This window comes from Sphingomonas cynarae (genome assembly GCF_039537815.1).
Lineage (GTDB): Bacteria > Pseudomonadota > Alphaproteobacteria > Sphingomonadales > Sphingomonadaceae > Sphingomonas > Sphingomonas cynarae.
The window spans coordinates 107,400-131,036 of the sequence record NZ_BAABBF010000008.1 but is presented as its reverse complement, the minus strand read 5'-3'; the positions used below and the strand labels follow the sequence as shown (position 1 = coordinate 131,036).

Here is a 23,637-nt window from a genome sequence, read left to right as displayed (position 1 = left end):
ACCCCCGGGTGCATCTCACTCGGCGGTACCGAGCGTCTCCTTGGCGGCATCGAGGGCGGCCTTGCCGCCACGCTTCGCCTTGGGCGCGGGCTTCTCCGCGCCTTCCACCTTCTGGCCCGGCTTGCGGCCGAGACCGATCGTCTTGGCCATCGCGCGGCGTGCCTCGCTGTAGGACTCGGCGACGATTGGATAGTCGGCCTTCAGGTTATAGCGGGCGCGGTATTCCTCGGGGGTCAGGCCATGACCGGTGAGGTGACGGCGCAGCGTCCGGTAGGGCTTGCCGTCGATCATGCTGATGATGTGATCCTTGCTCGCCAGCGACTTCCGCACGGTCACCGCCGGGGTATATTCCACCGCTGCGTCTTCGGTCGGCGTCTCGACCGTCGTGCCGCCCAGCTTCTCGACCGCAGCGTACATCGACTGCAGGAACGCCGGCACATCGTCCGCGGAGGTGCGCGTGTTGGGGTTGCCCAGCCATGCGATGGTGAGTTCGGTGGCAAGCTCGACGGTGTTGGTTTCGGTGGTCATGATGATCCTGATACGTGGAGTAGATTTTATGCATCCGGCAAAGACCGTATGGCTCACCGGCATCTATGCAGGTCATGATTCATGTCAACCGCTGACGCCATTCATCAGTACAATTTATCTTCCGGTTATTAGGCGATGGCTGTCCAGATATCGAATCTTAAATTATCCGGTTGAGATTGACGGTTGTCTTACGGTGACGGCATAGCGGTTAACGCATGAAACCACGGCTCACTACTGAATCGGTTAGCCAGCATAAGGTGACAGCTGGTCGGGATGCGTCGGTCTGGCGACCGTCTCCGCTGACGCTTTGGTTCCTAGCAATCGTCGTGTTCGATGCCGTGATGCTGATATTGGCCACTGGCGTCGTCAGCACCGGCAACGACGCCGCAGGCAATGGCATGGTCGATGGTTTTCGGCAGGGCTTTGCCGAACTCACCGCTTGTACCTTGGCCCTGCTGACGCTTCTGTTTCTTGCTATCCGGCACCGCGGCCTACGCATTGCCCTGATAGCGTTGCTCGTACCCCTGACGGTGTTTTCCCTGCTACTGACGCAGTGAGGTCCGGCTGGGCCGGCAAGACACAGGGTGGGGCGATGATATGGGCACGCGTCGTCACTAGGATCAGCGTGTCAGATCTCTACCGTCAGCACTGATCGTGCCCGGCGGGTTAACACGACATCGGTAGGCAGCAGCGCCAGTGTCTGTGCCGCCAGTATGATGCTGCCGACATTCGCATCGAAGGTGATAGGGCTGTCTCGAAACACGAAGCCTATGTTCACCGTCGCGCCCAGCGTGCGGACATCGACCTGTGCGATATCGACCCAGCTACAGGTTCGCAGGCCCAGGACCCGGTAGAAGATGCCATCCGGCGTGATGACCAGGCGGGGGTTGAGGTTGTTGCTGGCCAACCCGATCCACGGCAGACAGCGCAAGCCGCTGAAGGAGGCAAGTAGCGGAATGACCTTCCCGCCGGCACCATCATCGAGGATCAGTTGCGGCGTCGCCGATGGCTTACCGGACCGCAGCCGGCGCAAAACCAGCCAGGGCAACCCCACCGTGATGAGCAAGCCGGCAAGAAACAGCAGCGTCTCGACCACGAACTTCTGAACCGGCTCGCTCATTGGATAACCATTCAGACCTCAATGCTTCGGGCAACCCGGTAGCCTCAGGAGAAGGGCTGCCCAGCCACGGCGTCAGAACCCCTCGGTTTTGACGCCATATCGTCCTCACTGTCGGTAAATAGCTGCTGGTCGCCTATCGAGTTTGCAAATGGGTCTTGGTATTATGGCTGAAGCCAGGTGAAAGCATCGAACTCGCGCTTGAAGCGAACGCGAGCCGCCCGTTCGTAGACCCGCTGGCCGCCTGCCCCGTTCGTCAGCACGACCAGACCGTCACCCGTGTTCAGATCGAGCACAAAGATATTGGCGACGCCATCGTTGGCGCCCCAGTGCCATGCGAACCGGCCAGTCCCGGCCATCTCCAATCCCCAGCCGAGCCCCCATTTGAGGTTGCCCTCCACACCGATCGTCGGGGTGTTCATGGCGGGAAAGCGTCGGGCGTAACGGAGGAACCGCGCATAATCTGCCGCCGTCGTCCACAGCCCGGCTGCCATGTTGGGCATCATGAAGATCGGGAGCGCGGGCTTGCCTAGCCGCTTCGCCATGGCAATGCGATCGTCCTGGGTCCAGGCTTCGACGAGACCCGCCGGTCCGGCCTGCTGCGCCCGTCGAAACGCCTCTGGCCCCCTGTCTGGCATCACATCGCCGCCAGCGTCGTGAGGCCAGGCTACAGCAGGATCATCCATCGCTCGCCAGCCATACGTGCTGCTGCTCATGCCTGCCGGGGCCAGCACGCGTGATCGCACCGTCTCGGCCGCCGTGCGCCCCGTAACGGCCTCTGCAAGGTGGCCCAGCAGAACGAACCCCTCGCCGGAATAACGGAAGGCGGAACCGGGTTCGAACCGGCTGACGAGGGCGCTGCCCGCCTCGGTCCGCCAGTTGGGCAGCCCGCTGGAGTGGGAAAGCAGATGGCGTGGCGTCACCGTTCGCGTGGCCGGGTCGCTGGTGAAGTCGACATGACGGGCGATCGGCTCGTCAAGATCGATCAGCCGCTCGCGAGCCAGATCGTGGATCGCCGCCGCCAGCACCGGCTTGGAAAGTGAAGCAGCTTCGAACAGGGTATCCGTCGTCGCCTGCGTCTCACCGGCCTTGGCGTATCCGGTCGCGGCCGTGGTCAGCCCGCTGCGGCCGAGCATCGCCCAACTTGCACCGGGAACGGACGCCAACGCCATCCACGTGTCGATCGGGAAGGGAGAGGCGACCGATGCCCGCGCACCAGCCGTCGCGGCAAAAGCCCAAGCGCCGCCGATCGCTCCCTGAAGCATCGTCCTGCGGGAAGGTGTCATGGGGAATATCCTCAATGCGTCAGGGCAGGCGATGCCGATGTTGATGTGCAGGCTACCGACCGGTGGCGATCATGAGCGGCATCACCGAGTATCGTCAAAATTGCGCGATCCACCGTTCGAGTGCTGCGGTATCGCGCATGTCACCGGTGTATAGCAGAACAGGCCTGGCCGGGACGTTCGAGCCGCGATGGCGGCCACGATAGACCTTCATCGGCACGACCGCGCGGGCGAAACCGCTGGGCAGCGCGACCTGACGCACGTCCATGTAGAGCGAGTCCGCGCTCGTTTCCTGACCGACATGTACTCCGCCCAGGCTCGTCCAGAGATCAACGGCGTCGAGACAGGCGGACCCGCAACCCCAGTCCGTCAGCACATAGACCCTGCCTTTCAGCTTCGGGGCCGGTTCCCCCGCCGCCACGGATGCGTCGTCCGTATCAGCTTCGCGCCACAGGGCATCCCCACGGGATTGAGCCGCGGTCATGCCCGCCGCCACCCGGTCGGCCCAGCGCTTCGATTCCTGTGACACGTCGGGTGCATCGCGCCATGCGGTGCGATAGCCCTCCAGCGTCGCAATGTTGCCGGACGATGCCCGCCAGTCGACGCCCTGCGAGTTGGACGGCAGGGCGTCGATCGCGGCGCGGCCCCATAGGATCGCGGCGACCTGCTGCGACCAGTCGGACGAACCCCCGCCGTTGCCGCGTAGGTCGAGGACGATGCGCGGTGCGGCTGCGATGGCTCCGATGTCCCTGCGCATCGCGGCAATGATCGGCGGCAGTGCTTTGGCATCGGTGCTGCCCGGATCGCCGTTGAAGCCGGGCATCGCATACCAGCGGGTGCCGTCGGCCAGTATCCGGGCGCCGAAATCAGGGTGCGCGCGCGGTGCCGTGGCCGCGAAACGCGCATCGAAATCGGCATCGGGCAGGTCGCGCCATGCCAGTTGCACATCGCGCCGCTTGCCATCGACGACGAAGCGACAGCGCACAGGCCGGGCGATGTACGGATTGCCCGCGTCCAGGAACAACCGGCCACCGTTGGTCGCCCGCTGGCTGACCAATTCCCATCGCCCCCGGAATGCGCCGACATTGCGCGCCGCCAGCGGTGCGGCCGCTATGCCGTCGCAACTGTTCAGCCGGGCGCCGAGTGGTAGCGGCGCGTCGTTGGCTCGTGTCATCACGACCTGCCGGCCTGCGCCGTCGAAGCCGGTCAGGAACCCTGGCCAGCGGATCGGCAATGCGACCGGCTGTGTCACGTCGAGCGCGACATGCCCGTCGTTGAAACTCGCCACATAGCCGCGCATCGCCCAGAGATAACCGGGATAGCCCCGCGTCGAGGAGGCGCGTCGCAGCGCCAGCGCCAGTCCGGCATCGTTGCGTGCGGCGAACCCTGGATCGAGCCGATTGACGGGCCCCGGATGATTGGCGGCGATCTGATCGTGATACGCCTGCGCATCGGCCCGTAGCGTCGCCGCCCAATCACGTGGCACGTCCGTGGCCCCGATCAGCAGGACGGCGGCACCCGTCAAGGCCATCATGTATCGGCGCATTGTTCCATTCTCCGTCCGGGAAACTCATAAGGCGAATGTCGCCGGCCGCTATCCACGCAACCGGGCCGGCAGGCGGATCAGCATCCGGTCGGACGCGAATCCAGCATCGCTGGCACCGATACGATCGTGATATCGGTCATCATGCGCAGATACGCTTCGATAAACGCCTTGTGCGCGGCGCCGACGATCAGCAGCGCCTTGCCACTAGGTATCGGGGCCGTGACCTCGCGCACCACTGTCGCCATGCGCAGGTTCTGCGCTTCCCAAGCCGCCACGCGCTGCCGACCCAGGGCGCCCAATTTTGGGCTTTGCTGAAGTGATAGCCACTGCGCCTGTGCATCCGCCTTGCCGAATGCCGGCGAGTTGAGCGTACGGAATACCGGCATGACACGGTCGGGTGCGGCGAGGGCCAGCGCCTTGCTGCCGAAAGGCAGCAGGGAAGGTGTCGCCTTGTCGAGCTGCGCGATGATCTCGGGGGATGCCCTGACCGCTGCGCCGAACGCCGCGTTGTCCGGCAGCACCACATCGCTGAGGTGATCGCCGGCGCCGTACACGCGTGGGAGTCCCAGCCGCACCGCAAGGGCGACGGCCATCGAGACGATCTCGCCGCGTCCGATGCCGAACCGTTCGACCTTGGTCTTCATCGTCTCGGTGATGCCATCACGGGCGAGCCGTTCGGCGGGATCGAGTTGCAGCCATTGCGTCGCGGCCGAGAACGGTTCGCCCGCCGCCAGAAACAACGCGGCGAGGCGACGGCGATCCGCGGCGGTCGGAGTCGATCCCGTCATCAGTGCGTTCGCCTGTGCCATCGCATCTGGACCGGTGATCCCCAACGCCGCCTGCGCGTCCCCGGCGATCGCCAGCGTCGGCCCCGCCCATTTGCCGGCATCGCCGCGCACCGCCTTGTAGGCATCGATCCCCGCAAGTTGCTCGCCCGACATCGCTTCGGTCAGGATGACGTCGGGGGCATAGGTGCGCAGGCGACACATCACCGGCTCCAGCCATGCCGGATCGAACGCCTTGGGCGCATTGTCGAGGTGGGAAACGCCAAGCACCATGACCTGCGTCGCCGGAGCGATCAGTCCCGACCTGCCCCGCGCTGGATCGAATGCCTGCCGGGCCGATATGGGCTGGGCGAGTGTCATGACGGCTGCGGCGCATGCGACGATCGATCGGATACGACGGGTCATGCCGGTTTGCCCTGTCGTACGCTATGCTGCGTCAACTGTGCCACAGCGGCGGCAAGGATGTCGGCGCCGCCTTCGACCGGAACGTCGGGCTCCAGCAACCAGCGTGGCCGGTCCTGCACGTCGTACACCGGCTCGGCGGAATATTGCAGCGTCAGGCCGGTGCGATCGAGCCGCAGCGGGAACACTGCAGCGCCGACCCGCATCATCGGCGTGCCAACGATTACCGCCCGCCCGATCCCCCGCATGCCCATCGGAAAGCCCTCCGCCATGCTCGCGCTCCAGCGGGTGGTCAGTACGACGACCGGCTGGCCATAGGTAAAGGGGCCGCGTGGTTCGACCATTTCGGTCCACGGCGCGCTGAACCCGACACCATCGCGTCGGCGCATGCGTGCATATGGTTTGGGCTCGGTGATGAAGCGTCCCATGATCGGCCGCGCAACCGCCGTATCACCGCCCCCGTTTTCGCGGACGTCGATGACGAGCCCCGTCGTATCCTTGAATCCAAGCAGCGCGGCATCGACGGTGGCAACGACCGCGTCGTCGGCGAAGCTGCGGATGACGATCAACCCGATGTTGCCGGCAAGCAGGCGGCTTTCGACGTTTGGCACCTCTGTCGGCTTCTTCACGGGGATGAGCAGTTGACGATCACGCCCGTCACGCGACCGCAATGTCAGGGTACGCGGCTGACCCCGTTGGCCGGAGGTCGCGATGTTATAGGCGTAGGAAGTAGCGGCAGGATCGGGACGGGACAGGCAACGCGGCGCGACACCGGCTGCGATCGTCCTGATCGGACGCGTATCGACCGCCAGCACCGCATCACCAACCCGGACACCAACATCGGCTGCCGCCGAACTTTCGCGCACGCTGGTGACGACCGCCGAACCATCGCGGTCAGGCTCCACCCACAGGTCGAAATAAGGACCGCGCAGAGCGTTGGCGGGCGGGTCGCTCATATGAGTATGAGCGTCGTACAGTTCGCCCAGCACATCGCTGACGATCGAGGCGAACGCATCGCGGGAGTCCGCGGCAAGGGCGCGTGGGCGATACCATCGGTGTACCGCGTTCCAGTCGGTCGTCTTCTCGGCGAAGAAGCAATAACGCTCCCCCAAGGTCCGCCAGAGTTCGTCGAAATCCTCGGCGAGGGTGACGTCGTGTGGCGGCTCCTGCGCCCAAACCGATGCACACGGTATTCCGGCAACGCCGAGCATGCCGACACCGGTTGCCATCAGCGATCGTCGGGTCAGAGGGGGCTGCATATGGTTATACTTCCATCGGGCATGAGGCGGAGCAGTCTGTTGGCGGCAGGACGGTGGTGGCCGATAGGGATGTCGGTCAGTTGGCCATGCCCGCGCCGAGCAGCTTGAGGTGGGCTTTCGCATGATCGTTGCTTTCGTCCAGATGCAGCGACCGACGATAGGCGGCGATCGCCTCGGCAGGCTCGTGGCGTGCCTCATGTGCTTCAGCCAGGCTGTCCCATGTGTTTGCGCCGTCGGGATGAAGGCAGGTATTGAGCAGGAATATCCGTAGCGCGTCGTCCTGCATCCCTGCACTGAGTAGGCGACCGCCCCAGTCGTTCAGTTCGTCTTCGCTCACGACAAAGCCGGCATCTGCGCGTTGAAGCCCGGCATATGTCGCCTCAGGCGCCACGGCTGGCGCTGCCGCCAGTGCTACGCGGAGCTTGTTGGCGGCGGGAGACAGACCGCCACCGTTCACCAGGCGAAGCTCTGGATAGAAGCTGCCCGCTATTTCCGCGATGAATTCCTCGGGATTGGCACCGGCGAGGTTGGTCAGGACGACGATCGCCAGATCGTCTTTGGGATAGACGAAAAAGGCTGAGCGACGCCCACCGATACCTGTGGCAACCGGATGCCGCGTATCGGGGCGCAGCGGCCAGCCCATACCCCACTGGGTGGGCTTGCCATCGGCATAGCGGCCGGGCGTCCACATCGTCGCGAGCGAGGCGCGGTCCAGCAAAGTACCGTTCTGCAATCCGATCAGCCACCAGGCGACGTCGGTGGCCGAACCGTTCAGGCCGCCGGCTGTGCGCATGAAGGGGGCGAACTCGTCAAAGGCATGTTCAAGCGCAGCACCCCTCGTCGAGCCGTCGATCGCGCCATTGGCGTAGCGGTAGATCCTGGCCCGTCCGGAGATGACGTCGCGAGTGTCGCCAAAGGCGAAATGCGATGCGCCGACCGGATCGAATTCATGCGTCTTCATGTAGCGCGTGAAAGGTGTGCCGGAGAGCTTGTCGATGATCTTGCCCAGCAGCACGTAATTGGTCTGATTGTACCGGAAGCGGGTACCCGGAGCGGCCTCCACCGGGCGTGCCTTGACGGTCATCCATGCAGAAGTCTCGTCACCGTCACCGATCAGGCTACCGGTGCCCTGGCCTTTCGGCTGCTCGAGAACGTCCGGCAGCCCGGATAGATGGGTGAGCAACTGTCGGATGGATACCGTCCCCCATTGCGCAGGCCAGTCGTCGATATAGGTCGACGCCGGGGCGTCCAGCGACAGCTTGCCGGCCTGCACCAGTTGCATGATCGCGACGCCGGTGAAGGACTTGGTTGACGAATTCAGGGTGAAGAGGCTGTTCCGAGTCACCGGGATGCCGGTCTCCGCATCCGCCGTGCCATAGGCGCCATCGAAAACGATATGGCCGTGCCGGACGATCGCGATTTGCAGGCCCGGGATGCGTCGGCGTTTCATCTCGTCGCGAACGATCGCTTCGACAGCTGTCCTCTGCGCGATGGGCAATGCGGTATTAACTGACGATGATAGGCTATCGGCGGTAACGCTTGCGGACGGAGCGGGGTGTGCCGGGGCCACCATGGCAATGCCGGTGCAGGCAAGGACCACCCCCCAGCATGCGTTAAATCGAGCAGCCACGATCGTTACCCCAATCACCGATAGCCTATCGACCACATCTGTAGTCGTATCGTCAAGGATGCATTGGCGCAGCCGGTTCCCGGTAATCCGGGGCAGTAAAATCGTGGGATGCGCCTCTGCGTCGAAACCGCGGGTTTGACACTGTTCCCGTAGCTTACAGGGCAGCCTGCAGAGCCAGCATTCGAACTGTGCCCATGGGCAGGAACAGCCGCAAGCCGTTGGATGCCAGCGGCGCAAAGCCATAGCTGGTGTAGAGGGCGAGGCGCTTGGCAACCTTATCGGGATCACCGCAGTCGAGCACGTCAAGCATGACTACAGCGATGCCCAGTACGTCGGCTGCGCCAGCCAGACGCGTCAGGCAATCGACCAGCAGATCGCCACCATAGCCACGTCCCTGGAACCGGCTGTCGACACCAATCATCGAAATATAGGCTGCTGGGATGGTGTCATGAGCCGGGCGGTTACGAGCGAACCGTTCGGGCAGTTCGGTATAATCGATGGCATGCGCGTTGACGGCATAAAAGCCGATCAGTTCACCCTCGGGGTCAGCCATCACGAAGGTGCGGATGTTGTCAGCCCTGGCAAGCTTGTTCGCTGTTCGGCGGAAGAAATTGTCTACCTGCGTGATGCCACACGAAAAGGCCGCTCGATCATGCTTGGCAGGATCGAGCGGCTCTACAACGGCAAGTTTGGAAGCCTCGGGTGTGGTCACCGGCTGATGATCGTCTCACGATGGCGGGCAAAGGCTGCCTGAAGTCTGTCGGTAGGTGGTGCTGGCGCATCGAGCGCGGCGAAGAAGGCCTGATGGTCGACCGGCTGCAACCCGGTGCGCTCATGCGCCGCGATCGTCTCCATCGCCGATCGATAGGCTGCGTTCATCGTGAAGACGGAATCATCCACGCCCGACAGGGCGGCGGCCTGCTGGATGGCTCGCTTGATGCGGGGTTTGGTACGGAAATTCATCCGTTCGCTGCTGCGCTCCTCAATGGCGCCGACCTGATCCTCAAAGCTATGCATGGCGCACCTCGTTCGACATTCATAATGATGTACGCCGTATCGGCGTACATTTCAACAATCTCTTATGCATGATCTCCGGGTCGGGGATCGCTTGATCCATATTGGTCGGCACCGCGTTGTGCTGCGGCACCGTGGTTCAAGGATTATCGATGGCAGATACAACAACGGCCGATCTCACCTGCGACGTGGTCGTCATCGGCGCGGGCACTGCGGGATTGGCCGCTGAACGGGTCGCCCGCTCGGAAGGTGCCCGTACGCTGCTCATCGATGATCGGTTTGCTGGCACCACCTGCGCAACCGTCGGCTGTATGCCGTCCAAACTGCTCATTACCGCTGGCATGGCCGCCCAATCGATCCGGCGGGCAGAGGTCTTCGGGATCGACGCCACCCCCCGCATCGATGGTAAGCGGGTCATGCAGCGGGTCCGCTGTGAACGGGATCGGTTCGTTGCCGCCACCAGGCAGGGATTCGACGATTTGCCTGAAGGTGTGGCGATCAAGGCGTGCGCCCGCTTTACGGGACCGAGCACACTTGTGCTGGATGACGGTAGAATAGTGTCTGCCCGCACCGTGGTGATCGCCACGGGCTCGAAGCCGATCATCCCGGAACCCTTCCGCAAACTTGGCGATGTCATCGACACGAACGACACCATCTTCGAACTGGACGAGCTACCACGTTCGCTCGCCGTCATTGGCGCTGGGGCGCTCGGGCTCGAGCTGGCACAGGCTTTCGCCAGTCTTGGGGTCGAGGTCGTTGTGTTCGAACATGGCGACCATGTCGGCGGTGTTCACGATCCCGTGGTGGAAGCGGAGCTGAAGCGCATCCTGCGCCGCTGCATGACCCTTCATCTCGGTGTCGACGCTTCCCCTTCAGCCGAAGATGGCGGGGTCGTCATCAACTGGGATGGCGGAAGCCAGCGCTTCGACCGGGTGTTGGTATCAACAGGGCGCGAACCCAAGCTCGATGGCCTTGGTCTTGATCAAACCGGCCTCGCGTTGAACGATCGCGGCGTACCGATCTACGACAAGTCCACGATGCAATGCGGCGATGCGCCGATCTTCATAGCGGGCGACGCGGATGCGGACCGATCCGTCCTGCACGAAGCGGCCAACGAAGGAACGATCGCCGGTCGCAATGCCGCCTGTTTCCCGAATGTCGAGGCAGTGGAGCGCGATCTACCCTTCACCATCACCTTCACCGATCCGCCGGTCGCCATCTTAGGCGAACCCGCCGGCGAGGACAGCGTGATCGGCTGTGCGCCCTACGACGATCAGGGACGTGCCAAGGTGATGGCGCAGGCCGAGGGCATGGTGCGGATATACGCCAGCAGGCCCGATGGGCGGCTGACAGGTGCAGCGATGATCGGTCCCGGTATGGATCACATCGCCCACCTGCTCGCGCTGGCGATCATGCGGGGCGAAACCGCGACCGGGCTGTTGGCGTTGCCCTTCTACCACCCCACGCTTGAAGAAGGGCTGAAGCCCGGTCTCCGTGAGATTTGTCACGAGGTACACGCGCCACTGTCCCAACGCGACCAAGGCATACCGCCCGGTGCGTGATCTACACTTCGACCCACTTGGAACCTTGCCCATGCTGACCCTTCATCACCTTGCCTTCTCCCGCTCGCAGCGCGTGCTGTGGCTGATCGAGGAGCTCGATCTGCCGGTCGAACTCGTCCGCTATGATCGCACGCCCGAATTCCGGGCGCCGCCCGAACTCAAGGCAGTCCATCCTCTCGGCAAATCGCCGGCGCTTCAGGATGGCGACCTGACGTTGGCAGAGTCCGCGACGATCCTGCGCTATCTGGACGAACGCTATGGCCAGAACCGTTTCTCGCCCGCGTCCGGCACCGCCGAGCATGTCGTGCATGAGGAGTGGCTCGATTTCGTCGAGAGCACCGCGGCGGGGCCGGTGCTGACGGTGCTGCTATCAGAGCGCGCCGGCGAAGAGGCGGCCGCCGATCGCGCCCGACCCATGGTCGACAATGTGCTCGGCTATATCGCGGACGGGCTGGGCAAAAAGCCCTTCCTGATGGGTGATCGGCCGATGCTTGCCGATATCCAGATGACCTATTTTCTTGCCATGGTGCGCATGGCCAAGGCGTTGGACAATTACCCGACGCTTGCTGCCTATCTGGATCGACTTGAGGCTCAGCCCGGCTTTCAACGCGCACAGGATCGTGGCGGACCGATGATGCCTGACGGTGGCCTATAAGGCATGCTTGCCAGCCTCCTGCTTGTCGGTGCGCCGACAGATTCCCGTTACCGCAGTTTCGCATAGAGCGACCGGTTATCATCAAGCATGCTGAGCGGGGTGGGGCCGATCCAGTCGGCACCACGCTCGGGATAGGGGCCGTAGAACAGGTCGCCGATCGCGCGGCGGTAGTGCGCGTTCATCCAGCGTCGGCGCCGATGCTCGGGGCCATCGTAGATCATGTGGCAACGCTGGCAGAGCGCGGCGAGCTGGTGGAGCGCGCTATCACTGGGATCGTGGTTGAGATGGGCGCAGGCCAGCACCACCGGCGTCCAGGCGCCGTCGGCCAGGATGTCGCCGGTCGGCCGTCGCACTCGCCGGCCCTGGCCGTTGCGCCAGTACAGCCGGCCCCGATCCCACCAGCGGCCGTCGCCGAGGTGGAAGACGCGTTCCCCGTGCGGGCGGCCGCAATGCTCGCAGCGCCCGCCGGCGCGGACGAAGCGGACGTGATGCGACAACTGCGGCCAGTCGATCGGGTAGAGGAAGACATGCTCGGCCCGGATCGGCATCAGCGGTACGGCCCCGGCATGATGCACCGCGAACCCACCGCAATCATGGCCTGAGCGACGCCGCGGTCAGCGCCCGGTAGAGCGTGGCGTGATGGCAATCGAGCAGATTGGCCGCCTCGCGCACCGAGGTGCCCTCGCCGACCAGCCGCACACCCAGCGCGATCTGGTCGGCGGTGAGCTTGGGCGGCCGCCCGAACCGTACGCCCCGCGCCCTGGCCGCCACCCGGCCGCTGCTGGTGCGCTGGTGGATCAATGCCCGCTCGAACTCGGCGATACCGGCAAAGACGGTGAGCACCATGCGCCCCGCCGGCGAGGTGGTGTCCGCCCATGGCTCGCCCAGCGAGCGCAGGCCGGCGCCGACGTCGTTCAGCGTCTCGGCGATGTCGAGCAGGTCCCTGGTCGAGCGTGCCAGCCGGTCGAGCCGGGTCACCACCACCACGTCGTCCGCCCGGATCTGGTCGAGCAGCCGTGCCAACTCGGGCCGGTCCCGGTGGGCGCCGGAACCCTTTTCCTCGAAGATGCGACGACAGCCGGCTTCGGTCAGCAGGCCGCGCTGCAGCCGCAGATCCTGGTCATCGGTCGACACGCGAGCATAGCCGGTCAGCATGTCGCGAATATGCATCGAAACGACGGACTTTAGCAACCGACTTGTGCGACGTGGGGAAACGCGGAAATGCGTTGCTTTGGCGGGTGTCGCGAAACTTAGGATATTTGCGACGCCATTGCAGCGGCAATTTGCTTGCGTGTACCCCGCAAACAAACGGCCACCGATGTCAATCGACGTTCATGTCCTATAGTTTAGTGGTTATACCTAAGCGAAGTCGACGATCAGCGGGGATGGGAGACCCATACGCACCCTGAGCTTTAGTTAGATTTTCCCCCGCCGCATATACTGCGATGTTAGAACCGATTCTCCTGGTGATTTTACCATCGACCGTGACTGTTGCCGGCACCCGTATCATCGTCAGTTCCGTCGACGGTAGGAAGCTGCTTTGATAACTGGCGCTCGTGAGATGCGCCAAGGTAGCGGCTGACCAATCGCCGACTGTGTAATCAACGCTCAAATTAGCCCGATGCCGGGGTGTGGCCCTTTCGGGAAAGAGCGCATAAAAGGTAACGTCACGATTTGCGGGGATGTTGTCATCGATCTTGGCCAAGCTGTAGTTTAGTAGCCAATTCAAGTTTCGTGATAATTTTCCTGATGCGGCCAATTCTACGCCGTAGCTTTCAAAAGATCCGACATTGGCAAATCTCGTGACGGCAATCGGCGCTGGTGTCAGCACCACTGTGACATCGACAGAACCACCCGGCGACGCGACAAGGTTTTCTGTACAAGTATAAAAAAGGGTGGCGTCAAAGTGAATGTCTGAGCCAAAGTCATGTGAGTAACTCGTCTCTGCACTCCAGACGGTGACCGGAGCCAGGCGTGGATCCCCGGTAAGATACACCGGGATCGGAACGTCGGGAGCCGGGACCATTACGCGAACGCCAAGGCTGATCAGTGATGGCAGCTGCAATCCACGTCCGCCATTGATGCGCAGTCTGTCATTATCACTGACCTGAGCGGTTACCGCGGCATTGAAGCTGATCGGTGTGATCGAGCGCTGATAGGCGGAGACCGGATCAATCTGCGGTGCTGCCGGCGTTCCGCTTTGATCCAGCCAGAGGTGATCGAGCCGCAGGGCGCCGGTAATTGCAACGCGCTCGGTCGGATGCAGGTCGATCATACCACTGAGAGCTGCGACCTGATAACCGATGCGATCGGAAAATAGGCTGCCGGACCTCAAGTGGTTGTCGCGATACTCAGCGCCAAGCCGCAGGGTATTTGCCGCGCCAAGGCCGATAAGACCCGATCCCGACATGACGGTAATACGGTTGTTTGTGCGAAGATCGGCAACGCTGCTGTAGGGATCGGTTGCAGGCGTCGTGATGCCATAGTCCGCCTGCAGCCAGTTGGTGTAGATCCGGCCCGTCAGGCTACCCCAGTCGGTATCGCGGTTCACCAGCAGCCCGACGGTCTGATTGCGAAACCGTTGTTCGGTCAGGATCTGGCTGGGCAGGAACTCGAGTTGCCGGTTGCCGGTCAGGCCGCCGTCGAGCGTGATCGAGGTGGACGCGTCGGCCTGGATGGCCAGCGATGCTCTCACCTGATCGGCATAGACGTGCCGGGTCCGTGGCGGTTGGTAAAACGCGCCGGGAATGGTGCGCTCGTCTTCGCGCTGATGCCCCCCACTGATCTTCAGACCGATCGTCGAGCTGACCGGGACGGTGACCGATCCACCGACCCGGGCATAGCCGTGAGTTCCGATTTCCGCCGTCCCGCTGACATGCCGCTCCGCGCCGGCGCCAGTGGTGATGATGTTGACGACGCCACTGGCGGCGTTGAAGCCGAACAGGGCGCTGGCGGGCCCACGAACCAGCTCGATCTGCTGGATCTCGTCGAGCTGGACGCCAAGCAGGTTCCAGTTCGTCATGCCGTAATGGTCGAGATAGACCTGTCGGCCATCGACGAGGACAAGCAGGCGGGCACTATAGGTCTGGACGCCACCGCGGACGGTCACATCGCTTTGTCCCGCTGTCCAGCGATTGACGTCGATCCCCGCATAGACCTTCAGTAGGTCCGGCACACTGCGCGCGGGAGACCGGGCTATCTCGTCGTGGGTTATGATCGTGATGGCGGCGGGGGCTTCCGATGCACGCTGTGGCTTACCGGTCACGCTAGTCGTGATCGGTTCGCCAAAGGCATCACTCAAGGTCGCATAGTCGACGATCTGTGCATCGAGATGGCCGGCTGGCATCATGGTGCCGGCCGCAGTGGCAGCCATCAGGCTGAAGAAGCGGCGCATGGATCAGACCGCTTTCACGAGCATGAGGAAGGCCGATCCGAACCGGATACCGCTTCGATGGGCGGCCGCCTTGTTCACGATGATTTGGGCCTTGCTGGCTCCACTGATTCCCACAATGCATTTTCCAGCTATGACGCAGCCAGCGTCGGCAGTGATGGTCAGAATGGACTGCGCGCTGGCGACTGCGGCGACCTCGTCCTGATGCGCGCGCAGGCCTGTCGTGACGAAAGCCGCCTTCGTGCCGGCGAGCTGGCCCAGGTTGGACACCGCCACCCGGCGCGTGCGGAGCGTGGCACGGCCCAGCGTGAAACCGCCGGTCAACATGCGCTCCATGTCGTTGGCCTCCGCTTCCGATGCCGCGTTGCCGGGCTGATAAACGATCCCGATCGGGACGAGTCCTACAGGCGTCGGTTGAACGAATGAGATGACCCGCGCGGCGACTGGTACATTCAGAACGGCTGACGGCGCGGTAGCTGCTGGCCAGAGCATGCTGATGGCGAGAACGGGGCCCGCAAGGATAGACAGGTAATTCACATGTATCCCAATCATTTAGGCCGGTTGATAGCCATGGGATATGTGCGAATAGTTAACGAGGGGCGCTGGATTGAGGTGTTGTTTTCTAAAGCTCTTCGCCTTGAGCACGATCCAATTTTGAGCTTCGGAAGCAGGTGCGTGTGACCTGTGATCCACATGTCACTGATGTACGAAGCGCTTGTGTTGTTACCGAAGTGATTACGTAAAGCTGCGGGTCTGCCGTCCACCGCCTTCTGCCGTTTCGTATCACAAAACTAGCGACATGCGAGACGTCCAGAGGTTAGGATTATTGCGACAGAAGTATCGACGCCGGCTTAAGCGTATAATATGAAGGAGTGGTTTTGATTATTGACGAAAGATATTAGCGATTGACGCTGTGCTGTTTGCTCAATCGGCGCACAACTGACACGAGCTTGGCCATTGCTGGATCGCGGATCGGCTCGGCGACGCGGATTTCGCGGCTACGTCCATCGATCGTGAGGCCGACCGTGTACGTGCGTGCATCCGGTTTCGCGGTGTCGTTCGCTGGCGTGCAGTCGAAAAAATCAGCTTGATCAGCCAGGCTTGTGAGTTCCTGACGCTCCGGGCTGTCAAGATCGCCAAAGGACACTGATTGCTCCTTGGCCAACCCCGGGAAATGGGCAAGGCCGCCCTCGATCCGTACCCGGGCCTCGCCCGTTACCGTCTCGTTGCAAGCCTTGCCCATCTGCATCAGATCACTCCAACTGTGCTCCAGGCCTCGGTAACCGCGGTCGCCTCAGCGCTGCCTGAGCCGTACAAACGCCCCGCGACATCAATCGTGACGCGGGCAAAGCCGGCGAAGTCCGTATTGGCCCTCGTATTGGGGTCTAGCAGCGCATTATACCAGATTTGGCCGGCGCGGTCCCATGCGTTTCCACCGATCGTGATTGCGGCAAGATGAAAGGCGCGGTTGGGAATGCCGGAGTTGATGTGAACGCCGCCATTGTCCTGGTTGGTGCGGACGAAGTCGTCCATGTGTCCCGGCTGTGGATCCTTGCCAAGCACCGGATCATCATAGGCTGTGCCTGGCGCCTTCATCGAGCGGAGGGCAATGCCGTTGACCCTTGCCGTCAGGAGGCCGGCACCGATCAGCCAGTCGGCCTGGTCGGCGGTCTGTCCCAGCAGCTTCTGCTTCACGAGGCTGCCAAACACGTCGGAAATGCTTTCGTTGAGCGCGCCCGACTGGTTGAAATAGGCGAGGCCCGCCTCCTTCTCGGTGACGCCGTGGGTCAACTCATGCCCGATCACGTCGAGTGAGATGGTGAAGCGGTTGAACAGCTCGCCGTCGCCGTCACCGAACACCATCTGGGTCCCGTCCCAGAACGCATTGTCGTAATCCTGGTCGTAGTGAACCGTGGCATCAAGCGGGAGCCCGGCATCGTCGATCGAGTTACGTTGATAGGCCTCCCAAAACAGCGCGAACGTCGCCCCGAGACCGTCATAAGCCTCGTCGACGGCGATATCGCCGCTGGGGCCATCGCCTTCGCGCCGCACCACCGTCGCTCCCGGTGCCTCAGGTTCGCCGCCTGCGTCGCGGATGGTCCTGAGTGGACTCGGGGTCAGGATGTTACCCGCCGCGGCACGCCGCCGCGCGATCGCGCCGGTGACGGGGCCGGCGGTGCTGGCGCGGACGATACGGATGGTTGGATCGATCAGCAGACTGCGAACCGCCATCGCCCGCATCTCGGGCGACCCGTTTTCAGCGATCTGCGACAGGATGTAGGGCGGCAGGATGCAGTGAAGCGAGTGACGATGGGTGGAGCTGCACATGGTCGTATCTCCTCAGGGGCTGGTTCAGCTGCGGGCGCGGCGAAGCACGAAGGGGACGAGCGCGACCCACATGATGGTGATGAAGGCGAGGAACTGGCTGGTCTGTTCAGGTCCGCCTGGGAGGTAGCCAAAGCCACCCAGCGAGGCTGTGTAGAGCTCGAACGAGATGACCGAGACGGCGATCGCCACCACATCTGCATCTCCCCCTCTCTCTTCCTGCGTCCCGAACCAGCGCAGCGCGACGATGAACAGGGTGATGATCCCGATCAGGATCAGCCGAATGACGATGTCGCCGGCAGCGATCCCGATTGCCAGTGGGTAGAGCGTCACCGCCTCGACGGGGAACAGCTTCACGAGACTGGCATAGTAAGGCTCAGGCGCCGGGTCAGGTCGCCGCCCTCCCCTGACCATGGGTGCTGAACGGCTGCGCAGTCGCAGCGTGCCCCGCAAAGCGGGCCGCGCAGTTGCGCCACCCTGATCATCCATTGCCGTGATCGCGCGTTGCACGGCCCCGGCATAATGTGACACTGCGGCGTCGCCGGGGGTCAGCGCCACGCCAATGGCGGTCGCCTGTTCGCAGCGGTCCAGGACCGTCGCGAAAGCCGGCAGGTCGCCTCCTTCCCCGCTGTGCAGCCCGGCGAAACCGTCGCGGGCGCTGCCGAGTGCGGTACGTAGCCCGAAGAAGGTGTCGAAGAAGCGCGGCAGGTAGCGCGGGTTGGCGGTGAATTCCTGAAGCTGGTCGGTGAGAGCGTCGGCCGCGTCCACGGCCTGGGTGAAGGTCGTCATCGGGTCCTCTTCAGGCAGGAGTGGCGAGCGAGGCGATCAGGCCCAACGCTCGGGTGATACGGTCGATGTTGAGGCGTGCTGCGGCGCGGCGCTGCTGCGACGTCAGGCGACCGGCTAGTGCATCGCGCAGTCCTCCCTGAGCCTTGGCGGCAAGGTCGATCGCGTCGGCGACCTGCGCGGCGCGTGCCGGTCCTTCCTTCGCTGCCTCGCGGGCAGCGAACACGCGGGTGGCCAACTGCTCGCGCTGATCGGCTGAGAGGCTCGCGCGGTTGCGGATGTAGGTGCGAAACAGGGCATTGCCGTAGAGGTCGTCGGCATTGCGCGCAGCCCCCCTGCCCCACGTCGTCACCTGAACCGACAGCGAGCCCAGTGCGCGATCGACGACGGCGCCGCGTTCGATGACCAGCGTTCGGACATCCTTGGTTTGCCCTGCCTCGCGGGCGAGGTCGCTGGCGAAGGCGATGAGCGCGACGAGGCTCTGGGCCTGTTCGCTGGCGACGGCCGCGTTGACGTTGGGCAGGTCGGTGCCGGCGACGAAGTTGCTGAAGCGCGCAAGCCGGTCGGCCTGGTCCGCGAAGGCCGTGATCTCGACTGAGACATCGGTTTTGGGTGCATCAAGGATAGCAGCCAGCGCATTGGCATAGTCGCTGATCGCGGCGAGGAGTGCGATGCGGGGCTCGAGTACGGCGCGCGGGCTGCTGCCGATATCGATCTCGAAGGCCGTGTAGCCAGCCGCCGGGGCTCCACCCGCAAGGCAGAGCGGTGCTGCCGGCGCGGTCGGTGCAATTGGCACCTGGATGCGCAACGGCGTCGCCGGCAAGCAGCTGGGATCGCTTGCAACGAGCGCTGCTGCTGCCTCGCGGCGACGCTGTTCGATGGCATCGAAGTAACTGGCGGTCGCCGTCACGGCTGCGCGGCTTCGAGCTTGCATTGCTCCTGCCGCCTCCAGCCGGACCACGTTCGTGGCGCAGCCGGCAAGGAACACCGGGACAGTCATCAACATTAGAAGGGCATTGGCACTGCGGTGCATGGCGGTCTCCTTCAGACTTCGGGCATCATGCCCTCAAACTGCGATCTTCCCTTCCCTTTCTTCGTCTGGAAATGCGTCGTAGCCGCAGGCGGCCCTGCGGCCGGTTGCGGGGCCGCAGGGTGGTGACGATATTGACGATACTGGTGATAAGCGCCGCGATACCTACGAGCATCGGGCCATCGATCATGTCGGTCATGTCGGTCATGTTCCGACTCCCATGTTGATCCGATAGCCCATGTTCCATATATGTTCTTTGTAGGACAGCGCTATTTTTGCACGTCAGACAAGGATGTCTTCGGGCCCGAAAATGAGCCGTCGGACCACCTCGCCAGTCGCAGCTTCTTCGTTCGAAAATCCATCAAACTGGCGCAGTTCGCCGAAATTGAGATCGGTGAGGCCTTCTATACCCGCCACGGATCGCTGGTACGTCTTGAACGCCCCGAACAGCAACGATTGCTCAGTCAGGTCGACGTCATGGTCGATGAGGTAAGCAGAAGCGGAAGGTCGGCCGTCATCATGAACGAAGGCGACCACTTTCCAATAGGCGAGCGGGATCGCGACGCCGCGATAGACCGGGTCGTTCTGCCGGAAGACGGGGCCGGTGAACACGGTTGCTCGCTCACCGACGCGGCGCGTGTTGCTGAGGATATAGTCCTCGAGGCTGAGCCAGGTACGTTGGTTGAACGCGGAAAGCTGCGGCGCGCAATTGGTGAAGTGGAAGGTGTCGCGGTTGGCGACGCCAGCGGTTGGACCCCAGTTCGGATCCTCCCGGCGGACGAGGTGGCCACGGTCGAAGTCATTGTTAGCGTAGAGTTCGTCACCGGCCTGGGCCGTCTCCGGGATGCGGCCGTCGAACGCCCACGGATCACCGCCACGGGAGACCGAGACGCTCGCACTGCCATCGATGTTGACGCCGGTGAACAGCGCCAGGCGACGGCTCTTCGACATGACGATCGAAAAATGCTCGTAGTCGAGCCGTGCGTCGCTGTTACCCGGAACGGGTAGGACATCGGCTGCAATCGCAGAGGTGTCGGGCAACGGCACGACAAACGCGCCAAGGTGTTCGGCTCGGTATCCCTGCCGTCCTGCGAACGACGATGCTGGGGAGGTCCGGACTGCTGTCGCGTCAGGCGCGAGCGAGCTTTCGCTCGTCGACGTGATTGGACGTAGATCATCGAGGCGGGGCCGATAGGACATGTCGATCATCATTGGTTCGTTCTCTCCGATGGCTTCACGTCGTGTCCGTTCGAGGCTTAGTTGTTCGACCGCGAGCGCGTGCTGATGTGTCTGGGTCAGTTTCATAGCAGCGGAAAACGGCAGGCGTGTTTCGTCTCCGATTTGCAGCGGTACGGCCAGGCTGATGGAGGTGACGGCGGTTACCCCCTCGACCAATATGTCGTTATGCTCAGCTCACGTGATGCGCGATCCGGCAACGCTAGTTAGCCGACCGGTAGCTCTCGGCCAGATAAGTCATTCTGCCATTTGACGCCGATATCGAAGGAAGAGCCTCCCTGAATGGGAGGTAACAGACCCATTCAGTATCGCAACATGGCGGCAGCCGCATAAGCATTATCTGGCGGTTGATGATCTGCTGCCATGGAGGTCAGGTGATGGTTCGCAAATTACTCTTCGGTGCAGCGTTTCTCGCTTCTGCCGCTGCGTCCATGGTGCCATCGGTCGCCAGCGCGCAACGTTATGACGATCGGTATGAGCGTTCCTACCAGGGCGACGACCGGCGGTATGAACAGCGTCCCCGCTACGTTTCCCGCCGCGATGACCGACGCTACGATGATCGCCGCGGTTATGATGATCGTCGCGGATATGACGACCGTCGCAGTTACGGGGGTCAGGGCTATGACCGTCGTCCGCAGCGGTGCAGCCAGGGCACGACGGGCGCAATCATCGGCGCGCTTGCCGGCGGGCTGCTTGGTCGGACGATCGACAGCCGCGGTGACCGTGCACTGGGCACCATCCTTGGCGGTGGGGCTGGTGCCCTTGCCGGCAATGCCATCGAGAAATCCAACAATCCGGGCTATTGCCGCTAAGCCTGCAATTACTGCCGATCGTTGTTGAGCCCAAGTGCCTTCGGGCGCTTGGGTTCGCGGTTACATGCAGCAGGCTTGCCGACTTATAGCGGCGGGATGTCCTCATAGCGGCCACCCCCTGTCGCTAAAGCGGTGACATTCGTGACGTTCGAAAGTCAGGATATCTGCGACAAAGGGAATGGTTTTAGCGGGCAGGAATGATGGAAGAGTTCTCGGTGAGTTGCGCCCGACGTTGAGCGCGACGCCGGTACCACACTGTCCAGAGCCCGAGAGCACCCATGGAGCCGTAGCCCACGAACGGGCTGGCGACCATGTAATCGTGAATGTTCAGGGCAAATACCAGACCGCAGGCAACGGCAGACGACAGGAGCAGGCCGACGCCCCAGACCAGCGTCATCGTCGTCATGATACGACGAAACCTTGGCGTGTCCCGTTTTGCCTCGAACGCGGCAACTTCGTCAGGCGATTTACGGGCCAGGCCGGCGCGGGCAAGCTGATAGATCAGTGGTCGGCCGATGGCGGCCGAACCAAGAAACACGAGGCCGATCAGTGCCGAGACAAGGTTCTCGCGAAGCTGGAGGAATTTTGCCGATCCCCCTCCCAGCATGGCCAGCAGCGACAATCCGATACCGGCCAGGACCAGCACGGACAGGGCATCGACACGGCGCCGACGAATGAACTCGGCAAGCGACCACAGCAGGGGTGGCAGGGAGGAGGCCATCAGTGCCACCACATCGCCCGAATGCGGCGCGACGCGGTCGTAGATCAGAATCGGCAGCCCGAAGTTGATACCGGCCTCGATCGCGATGAGACCGATACGGCCACCCGATTGACGGTTCATCACAATGGTGTCCTTCATGTTCGTGACGATCGTGTTCATTCTACCCCTCCCTGATTGATCCAGTTGCCGTGGAAGCCGGGTGGGATGCGGTGGGGCAGGCTCACGGTTGCGACTGGGTTGCCTTCAAATTCGCCTGCGTCGAGGATCACCAGCTCGGTGGTGTCGCTCGGCTCATCGATGACCAGGCCGATCAGCCATCCATCGTCCTCATCCGCATCCTGATGCGCGGGCACGAAGACGAATTCGCCTGGATGACGGCCGGTGCCGAAGTCGTGCACCTCCCGGGTGCCTGCGACCAGATCATGCTTGTAGAGGCACCCGGCGCTCTGGAAACGACGATCCGATTGGACCCCCATGGCGTAGGCGTAGCAATATGCCTGGCCGAACCGACGCTCATCGAGACGCGGGAACTCCTGCGGGGTTGCATCGATCGTCTGGATAGCGGTCGTCCCGGTGACGGGATCGAGCGTCCAGCGCTCCAGCCCCCGCGAGATCGCATCCGGCCCGCCAGGCTGACCGGCAAACATCGTCGGATAGGCGCAGACGTCCAGCGCGACCCTGCCATCCGGCAGGTCAAAGGCATTGGCGACGTGAAAGACATAGGCCGGTTCGACGTCACACCAGATAATGGCGTGCTGATCGCCGCCGCGTGGCATCAGTCCGACGCGGGCGCGGTGGGCCGGGTTCCAGGCGTAGGGCAGCGGCTGACCAGAGAGCAGCGTCGGCAGCGAGAAGGTCACCGGCAGGTCAAGGATGACGACGTAACGCGCGGTGATCGCGCAATCGTGGATCATGGGACCGTGCTCGACCGCGATTGGCTCCTCTCGCACCACCTTGCCCGAACGGTCCAGAACGACGTGGCGGATCTCGTTGGGGCGACGCCCCTCGTAGCAGATGCCGTGATGCTCGCCAGTTAGTGGATCACGGTGCGGGTGTGCCGTGAACGACCCGGCGAGGGAGCCGCCAAAATCATCATAGCGTTGCTCGTCCAGGGTGTCGGATAGCTCGACCGGGTAGCTGCCACCTTCGACCAGCGCGAAGGCACGGCCGGCAAGGGCGACGACATTGGTATTTACTGTGTCATTGGACCCACGGCGCGGCCCGGGTGCCGGCATCGTGCCGCGAATGGCTGCGTTGGCCTGCGAAGCAATCCAGCGGTTGCGATACCAGAGCGCCTTGCCATCACCGAGTGCGAGACCGTGCACCATGCCGTCGCCAGTGAACCAGTGGAATCGGGCAGGATCAGCATTCAACGCGTTCGGACCGATCCGCAGATAACGGCCGCTGAGCGCCGGCGGGATGGTGCCACGAAACTCCAGCTCGGTGAGCGTGAGCTCTTGGTTCATCGGGCGATGGATACCCGACAGGTAGTGGATGGCGGGTTCCGTCTCCCCGCGTTTCTTGTCGTCGATCTGCGCCAGAACGCTAGCCATAC

Annotated in this window: 25 protein-coding genes; 4 read left to right on the top strand and 21 right to left on the bottom strand. The window is 63.1% G+C overall.

Going from position 1 to position 23,637, the window contains the following annotated elements:
* Positions 1-15: 15 nt before the first annotated feature.
* Positions 16-528: a Ros/MucR family transcriptional regulator gene (locus ABD719_RS15770; RefSeq protein WP_344694327.1), complete on the bottom strand. Its 513-nt coding sequence runs from the start codon at positions 526-528 to the stop codon at positions 16-18.
* A 215-nt stretch (positions 529-743) separates the two neighbouring features.
* On the opposite strand from ABD719_RS15770, the gene ABD719_RS15765 reads away from it, so the two are divergent.
* Positions 744-1,085 carry a hypothetical protein gene (locus ABD719_RS15765; RefSeq protein ID WP_192129439.1) on the top strand — a complete coding sequence of 114 codons (342 nt, stop codon included), beginning with the start codon at positions 744-746 and terminating at the stop codon, positions 1,083-1,085.
* Between the two features lie 71 nt (positions 1,086-1,156).
* On the opposite strand, the gene ABD719_RS15760 is transcribed toward ABD719_RS15765, so the two are convergent.
* From ABD719_RS15760 to ABD719_RS15725, 8 genes are all read right to left on the bottom strand, one after another.
* Entirely contained in the window at positions 1,157-1,648 is a 492-nt protein-coding gene (locus ABD719_RS15760) for a hypothetical protein (RefSeq protein ID WP_344694326.1), read from the bottom strand.
* A 161-nt stretch (positions 1,649-1,809) separates the two neighbouring features.
* The gene (locus ABD719_RS15755; protein WP_344694325.1) at positions 1,810-2,931 is read right to left on the bottom strand and encodes a serine hydrolase domain-containing protein; all 1,122 of its coding nucleotides are present in this window, start codon (positions 2,929-2,931) and stop codon (positions 1,810-1,812) included.
* Positions 2,932-3,025: 94 nt separating this feature from the next.
* Complete coding sequence (locus ABD719_RS15750) at positions 3,026-4,462, bottom strand: S41 family peptidase (protein ID WP_344694324.1); 1,437 nt, start codon at positions 4,460-4,462, stop codon at positions 3,026-3,028.
* A gap of 89 nt (positions 4,463-4,551) precedes the next feature.
* Entirely contained in the window at positions 4,552-5,664 is a 1,113-nt protein-coding gene (locus ABD719_RS15745; RefSeq protein WP_192129433.1) for a DUF5694 domain-containing protein, read from the bottom strand.
* A complete protein-coding gene (locus ABD719_RS15740) occupies positions 5,661-6,920 on the bottom strand; it encodes a S41 family peptidase (protein ID WP_344694323.1) in 1,260 nt (419 codons plus the stop codon). Before ABD719_RS15740 ends, ABD719_RS15745 begins: the two co-directional genes overlap by 4 nt.
* 76 nt (positions 6,921-6,996) lie before the next feature.
* Positions 6,997-8,418 carry a serine hydrolase domain-containing protein gene (locus ABD719_RS15735; protein ID WP_344694321.1) on the bottom strand — a complete coding sequence of 474 codons (1,422 nt, stop codon included), beginning with the start codon at positions 8,416-8,418 and terminating at the stop codon, positions 6,997-6,999.
* 286 nt (positions 8,419-8,704) lie between these two features.
* Positions 8,705-9,262, bottom strand: a complete 558-nt coding sequence (locus ABD719_RS15730) for a GNAT family N-acetyltransferase (RefSeq protein ID WP_344694319.1) — start codon at positions 9,260-9,262, stop codon at positions 8,705-8,707.
* Positions 9,259-9,567, bottom strand: a complete 309-nt coding sequence (locus ABD719_RS15725; RefSeq protein WP_192129426.1) for a type II toxin-antitoxin system TacA family antitoxin — start codon at positions 9,565-9,567, stop codon at positions 9,259-9,261. The genes ABD719_RS15730 and ABD719_RS15725 overlap by 4 nt, the downstream gene beginning before the upstream one ends.
* Positions 9,568-9,716: 149 nt before the next feature.
* On the opposite strand from ABD719_RS15725, the gene ABD719_RS15720 reads away from it, so the two are divergent.
* Together ABD719_RS15720 and ABD719_RS15715 are read left to right on the top strand one after the other, a co-directional pair.
* Positions 9,717-11,126 (top strand): dihydrolipoyl dehydrogenase, encoded by a 1,410-nt coding sequence (locus ABD719_RS15720; RefSeq protein WP_344694318.1) that lies wholly within the window; start codon positions 9,717-9,719, stop codon positions 11,124-11,126.
* 31 nt (positions 11,127-11,157) lie between these two features.
* A complete protein-coding gene (locus tag ABD719_RS15715; RefSeq protein WP_192129424.1) occupies positions 11,158-11,781 on the top strand; it encodes a glutathione S-transferase family protein in 624 nt (207 codons plus the stop codon).
* Positions 11,782-11,828: 47 nt separating this feature from the next.
* On the opposite strand, the gene ABD719_RS15710 is transcribed toward ABD719_RS15715, so the two are convergent.
* From ABD719_RS15710 to ABD719_RS15665, 10 genes are all read right to left on the bottom strand, one after another.
* Complete coding sequence (locus ABD719_RS15710; RefSeq protein WP_344694317.1) at positions 11,829-12,356, bottom strand: hypothetical protein; 528 nt, start codon at positions 12,354-12,356, stop codon at positions 11,829-11,831.
* 16 nt (positions 12,357-12,372) lie between these two features.
* The gene (locus ABD719_RS15705; RefSeq protein WP_344694330.1) at positions 12,373-12,936 is read right to left on the bottom strand and encodes a recombinase family protein; all 564 of its coding nucleotides are present in this window, start codon (positions 12,934-12,936) and stop codon (positions 12,373-12,375) included.
* Between the two features lie 184 nt (positions 12,937-13,120).
* Complete coding sequence (locus tag ABD719_RS15700) at positions 13,121-15,175, bottom strand: TonB-dependent receptor plug domain-containing protein (RefSeq protein ID WP_344694315.1); 2,055 nt, start codon at positions 15,173-15,175, stop codon at positions 13,121-13,123.
* Positions 15,176-15,178: 3 nt separating this feature from the next.
* On the bottom strand, positions 15,179-15,709 hold the full coding sequence (locus ABD719_RS15695) for a YfiR/HmsC family protein (protein WP_344694314.1): 531 nt from the start codon (positions 15,707-15,709) through the stop codon (positions 15,179-15,181).
* A gap of 361 nt (positions 15,710-16,070) precedes the next feature.
* A complete protein-coding gene (locus tag ABD719_RS15690) occupies positions 16,071-16,421 on the bottom strand; it encodes a protealysin inhibitor emfourin (protein WP_192129495.1) in 351 nt (116 codons plus the stop codon).
* Positions 16,421-17,500 carry a M4 family metallopeptidase gene (locus ABD719_RS15685; RefSeq protein WP_344694311.1) on the bottom strand — a complete coding sequence of 360 codons (1,080 nt, stop codon included), beginning with the start codon at positions 17,498-17,500 and terminating at the stop codon, positions 16,421-16,423. The genes ABD719_RS15690 and ABD719_RS15685 overlap by 1 nt, the downstream gene beginning before the upstream one ends.
* Positions 17,501-17,524: 24 nt before the next feature.
* Complete coding sequence (locus tag ABD719_RS15680) at positions 17,525-18,286, bottom strand: hypothetical protein (RefSeq protein ID WP_344694309.1); 762 nt, start codon at positions 18,284-18,286, stop codon at positions 17,525-17,527.
* A 10-nt stretch (positions 18,287-18,296) separates the two neighbouring features.
* Entirely contained in the window at positions 18,297-19,316 is a 1,020-nt protein-coding gene (locus ABD719_RS15675; protein WP_344694308.1) for a coiled-coil domain-containing protein, read from the bottom strand.
* Between the two features lie 25 nt (positions 19,317-19,341).
* Positions 19,342-19,521: a hypothetical protein gene (locus ABD719_RS15670; protein ID WP_344694306.1), complete on the bottom strand. Its 180-nt coding sequence runs from the start codon at positions 19,519-19,521 to the stop codon at positions 19,342-19,344.
* 74 nt (positions 19,522-19,595) lie between these two features.
* Positions 19,596-20,708, bottom strand: a complete 1,113-nt coding sequence (locus ABD719_RS15665; RefSeq protein ID WP_344694304.1) for a DNA/RNA non-specific endonuclease — start codon at positions 20,706-20,708, stop codon at positions 19,596-19,598.
* Positions 20,709-20,926: 218 nt separating this feature from the next.
* Here ABD719_RS15665 and ABD719_RS15660 point away from each other — a divergent pair, with 218 nt between their 5' ends.
* Positions 20,927-21,361, top strand: coding sequence for a glycine zipper 2TM domain-containing protein (locus ABD719_RS15660; protein WP_344694303.1), 435 nt, complete (start codon positions 20,927-20,929; stop codon positions 21,359-21,361).
* A 184-nt stretch (positions 21,362-21,545) separates the two neighbouring features.
* Here the strand turns inward: ABD719_RS15660 and ABD719_RS15655 are convergent, their stop codons facing one another.
* Positions 21,546-22,241, bottom strand: a complete 696-nt coding sequence (locus ABD719_RS15655; RefSeq protein ID WP_344694302.1) for a VC0807 family protein — start codon at positions 22,239-22,241, stop codon at positions 21,546-21,548.
* Positions 22,238-23,635: an 8'-apo-carotenoid 13,14-cleaving dioxygenase gene (locus ABD719_RS15650; protein WP_344694301.1), complete on the bottom strand. Its 1,398-nt coding sequence runs from the start codon at positions 23,633-23,635 to the stop codon at positions 22,238-22,240. Before ABD719_RS15650 ends, ABD719_RS15655 begins: the two co-directional genes overlap by 4 nt.
* Positions 23,636-23,637 lie beyond the last annotated feature (2 nt).